A 4,485-nucleotide genomic window follows, 5' to 3' on the forward strand; every position below is an offset into this window, starting at 1 on the left:
GGATCGGCAGGAAGTGGTGGAGCGAGCCCCGTCGAGCAAGTTCACCGTAGACACTGATGGACGTGGTGTAGCAGCGGGCAGGTCTTGGCCTCGGGCGTAACAAGATAGACGGCCACCGGATTGATCCTTCGAAGACCGATCAAGATCTTGAGGGAGCAGGAATCCGATGACCGCACTTGAAAGTGTGGACGCTGCCACATGGCTTCGCCAGCAGGCAGGCGAGGGCAACCCTGACGTGTTGCGGACGATGATCACCGCGTTCGCCAACGCGCTGATGTCGGCCGAGGCCGACGGGTTGTGTGGTGCCGAGTACGGCCAGCGCAGCGACGACCGGGTCAACCATCGCAACGGCTACCGGCCGAGGGAGTGGGACACCCGCGCCGGCACGGTCGAGCTGGCCATCCCGAAGCTGCGCCCCGGGTCGTACTTTCCGGAGTGGCTGCTTGAGTACCGCCGCCGCGCGGAGCAGGCCCTGGTGTCCGTCGTCGCGACGAGCTATCTGCTCGGGATGTCGACGCGGCGGGTGGAGAAGCTGGCCGAGCAGCTGGGCGTGACCCGGCTGTCCAAGAGCCAGGTCTCCGAGATGGCCCAGACTCTCGACGCGCAGGTCGAGGCGTTCCGCAGCCGCCCCTGGACTCGGCGCACTACACGTTCGTGTCCCTGGACGCGTTGACGATGAAAGTCCGCGAGGACGGCCGGACCGTCAACGTCGCCTGCCTGGTGGCCGTGGGCGTCAACGCCGACGGCCACCGCGAAGTGCTTGGGCTCGACATCTGCGCCGAGGAGGACGGCGCGGGTTGGCTGGCGTTCCTACGCGCGCTGACCGCCCGTGGCCTGACCGGCGTCAAGCTCGTCATCTCCGATGCTCACCGCGGCCTGGTCAACGCGATCGGGTCAGCGCTGCCCGGCGCGGCTTGGCGGCGCTGCCGGACGCACTACCTGCGCAACCTGCTCACGAAAGTGCGAAAGTCAGCCCAGCCGTGGCTGGCCACGATGGTCCGCACGATCTTCGACCAGCCCGACGCCGCCGAAGTCGCCGCGCAGTACGCCCGGGTCGTCGACGCCATCGCCGCGAAATACCCGGCCGGCGTGCACCCGCGGCGCGCCAGGTGCCTCTTGACATCTGATGCACTTGACGGATCGTGTCGGTCAGCGCCTCGTCGGCCACCTGACGGGCTGAGTCGCCTCGGCTTCGCCATTCGTAGTACCCACGTGATCAGCGTAGTGGCCGCCCCCGGCGGTCAGCGGTGATCGGCGGTGGGGGACGGCTGGGAACTCACCCCCGTGACCCGCGGCGGTGGCCGTCACGCCGGTCTCCCGGCCGACGAGCCCACGCCGGCGTCCCCGCCGTCCCGGCTCCGGTCAGCGCGCGGCGCTGCCGCGCCCGGCCGCGGCGGCCGTCGACCGGCGCCGCGTGCGCTCGGCCGACAGCTGCACCGGGGCGCCGGGGGCGGCGAGCAGCGCCTGCTGCTGACGCTCGTACAGGTGCCCGGCGACCGCGTAGAAGAACGTGATCACGCCGAGCATCTCGAACAGCTCCTCGACCGAGGCCGCGAGCAGGTACTCCACGTACGCCATGCCGGCGCCGACCTCGCCGCCGACGTCGCGCCCGACGAACGCGCCGATGATCTCCATGCCGACCGCGCCGAGCACGAACAGCACCCCGCCGCCCGCGACGAGCAGCCGCATGCGCAGCGGCAGCCGGAACAGGAACCGCAGGTAGGAGAAGCAGAACAGGAGCACGAACGGCGCCGCCACCACGATCCACGACAGGTAGGAGGCCTTGCCCAGCTCGACCAGGCCCATCTTGCGGCTCATCTCGTGCATCTGGGCGATCTCGTCCATCGACAGGAAAGCGAAGACCCCGGCGAGGATGCGCCAGTGGTTGGCGTACTTCTCGCCGTTGGCGCGCACGTCGCCCGCGATCTCCCAGAGCACGTACGCGGCGAGCATGAGCAGGGCGGCGGAGAACCAGGTCGGGAGGTTCTTCTCCTTGTCCACGTTGAAGAACGACGTCCACCACGCGAAGGCCGGGACGACGTTGTGGTGCCCGAGCCCGTGGTAGAGGAAGTTGCCGCCGAAGCTGAGCACGTGCAGTCCCGCTACGGAGCACAGCAGGAAGCGCACGAGCGTCCGGGGAGTCGGCAGGTTGATTCTCATCGCGGCCCTATTTCGACAGGTCGGCCACCCGGAGCGCCGAGTGGCGTGGTTGCCGAATATAACGGTCGAAATCGCCCAAACGATTCTTCATACCCACAGAATTCCGCCAAGGCCGTCCGCCGGGCCGTGGACGCGGTGGGACCCGCTGCCTTGACGGAGGTACGAGGCAGCGGGTCCCGGGAGATGCTGCGTACAGCCGGCCGTCAGGCCAGCCCGTTGCGGCCGATCACCTCGGCATACCAGCGGGCGCTGTCCTTGGGCAGCCGGCGCTGGGTGTCGTAGTCGACGTGCACCAGCCCGAAGCGCTTGCCGTAGCCGTACCCCCACTCGTAGTTGTCCAGCAGCGACCAGGCGAGGTATCCGCGCAGGTCGGCACCGCCCGCGATGGCGGCATGCGCCGCTCGCAGGTGACCGTCGAGGTAGCCGATGCGGTCGGCGTCGGCGACCCGGTCGCCCTCCACCACGTCGTCGTAGGCCGCGCCGTTCTCGGTGACCATCAGCGGCGTCTCCGGGTAGTCGGCCGCCAGCCGCAGCAGCAGGTCGGACAGGCCCGTCGGGTCCACCGGCCAGTCCATCGCCGTCACCGGCACGGCCTGGTCCACGAACTCGATGCCCTCGCTGCCCGGGTGCGCCGCCGAGCTGGGCGTGCCGACGCGCGCCCGGACCAGCGCCGGCTGGTAGTAGTTCACCCCGAGCAGGTCGATCGGCGCCGCGATCACCGCCTCGTCGCCGGGGCGGATCACCCCCGCCGCCCCGAACCGCTCGAACAGCGCGAGCATGTCCGGCGGGTAGTGGCCCCGCAGCGCCGGGTCCAGGAACAGCCGGTTCTGCAGGCCGTCGATGTGCCGCGCCGCCGCGAGGTCGTGCGGGTCGGCCGGGTTGGCGGGCCGCACGTCGGTGAGGTTCAGCGTGAGCGACACCTCCCGCGCCCCGCCGGCCCGCAGCGCCCGCGCCGCCAGGCCGTGCCCGAGCATGAGATGGTGTACGGCCTCGAAGGCCGCCTTCGGCTCCTGCCGGCCGGGCGCGTGCACGCCGCTGGCGTACCCGAGGAAGCCCGAGCACCACGGCTCGTTGAGCGTGGTCCAGGTGGCCACCCGGTCACCGAGCCGCGCGACCGCGGCCGTGGCCAGGTCGGCGAGGTAGTGGGCGGTGTCGCGGTTGGTCCAGCCGCCCCGCTCCTCCAGCACCTGCGGCAGGTCCCAGTGATAGAGGGTGATCATCGGGTCGATGCCGTGGCCGAGCAGCTCGTCGACGAGCCGGTCGTAGAAGTCCAGCCCGCGCTGGTTGACCGGCCCGGAGCCGTCCGGCTTGATGCGCGGCCAGGCCAGCGAGAACCGGTACACGCCCAGGCCCAGCTGGGCCATCAGCGCCACGTCCTCGCGGTAGCGGTGGTAGTGCTCGCAGGCGACGTCACCGGAGTGGCCCTCGAACACCTTGCCCGGCGTGCGCGAGAAGACGTCCCAGATCGACGGCGTGCGGCCGTCCTCGGTCGCCGCGCCCTCGATCTGGTACGACGCGGTCGCCGCGCCCCACCGGAACCCGGCCGGGAAGCGGAGCTCGTCGGTGCCGGTGAGCTGCTCCTGCGTGCTGGTGATGGTCACGACTTCACCGCTCCCTGCATGATGCCTCCGATGATGTACTTGCCCAGCACCGCGAAGACCACCAGCAGCGGCACGGTCGCGATGGCCGTGCCGGTCAGCGACAGCGAGTAGTCGGTGATGTAGCCGCTGGCCAGGGTGGACAGGGCGGTCTGCACGGTCGGGTCCTCCGGGGTGAGCACCACCAGCGGCCAGAAGAAGTCGTTCCAGGCCGACATGAAGGTGAGCATGCCCAGCACCGCCGCCGCGGGCTTGGACGCGGGCAGCACCACGTGCCAGAAGATCCGGAGCGTGTGGCAGCCGTCGACCCGCGCGGCCTCGATCAGCTCGCTGGGCACCGCCTCCCGCAGGAACTGGGTCATGAAGAACACGCCGAACGCGGTGACCAGGCCGGGCGCGACGACGGCGTACAGGGTGCCGGTCCACTCGATCTTCGCCATGAGCAGGTAGAGCGGTATGATGCCCAGCTGCGTCGGCACCATCATGGTCGCGATGACCATGACGAGCAGCGCGTTGCGGCCCCTGAAGCTCAGCTTCGCGAACGAGAACCCGGCCAGCGTGGAGAACAGCACCACGCTGATCGTGATGGCCAGCGACACGACGGCCGAGTTGGTCAGCGCCTTGGCGAAGTTCACCGTGCCGAAGGCGCGCTCCAGGTTGGCGAACAGGTTGGGGCCGAGGCCGAACGGCGGCGGCACCTGGCCCAGGATCCCGTTGTCGTGCGAGG

Annotated in this window: 3 protein-coding genes and 1 pseudogene; 1 reads left to right on the forward strand and 3 read right to left on the reverse strand. The window is 70.1% G+C overall.

Features of this window, described 5'->3' with window-relative positions; translation table 11 throughout:
• Positions 1-166: 166 nt before the first annotated feature.
• Positions 167-1,083 (forward strand): annotated as a pseudogene (locus AB0J67_RS39360) (IS256 family transposase); the annotation flags it as partial.
• A gap of 279 nt (positions 1,084-1,362) precedes the next feature.
• Here the strand turns inward: AB0J67_RS39360 and AB0J67_RS39365 are convergent.
• The 3 genes from AB0J67_RS39365 to AB0J67_RS39375 all read right to left on the reverse strand — a co-directional run.
• Positions 1,363-2,160: a hypothetical protein gene (locus tag AB0J67_RS39365; protein WP_363490634.1), complete on the reverse strand. Its 798-nt coding sequence runs from the start codon at positions 2,158-2,160 to the stop codon at positions 1,363-1,365.
• Between the two features lie 203 nt (positions 2,161-2,363).
• Positions 2,364-3,761 carry a GH1 family beta-glucosidase gene (locus AB0J67_RS39370; protein ID WP_363490636.1) on the reverse strand — a complete coding sequence of 466 codons (1,398 nt, stop codon included), beginning with the start codon at positions 3,759-3,761 and terminating at the stop codon, positions 2,364-2,366.
• Positions 3,758-4,485, reverse strand: a 728-nt coding sequence (locus tag AB0J67_RS39375) for a carbohydrate ABC transporter permease (protein ID WP_363490638.1), incomplete at its 5' end; no start/stop codon positions are given. The genes AB0J67_RS39370 and AB0J67_RS39375, both read right to left, overlap by 4 nt.

The organism is Catellatospora sp. NPDC049609 (assembly GCF_040675365.1).
GTDB lineage: Bacteria > Actinomycetota > Actinomycetes > Mycobacteriales > Micromonosporaceae > Catellatospora.

Bases quoted from the DNA above. Each gene is read 5' to 3' on its own strand.
- AB0J67_RS39365 (WP_363490634.1), bottom strand. From the start codon at position 2,160: ATGAGAATCAACCTGCCGACTCCCCGGACGCTCGTGCGCTTCCTGCTG.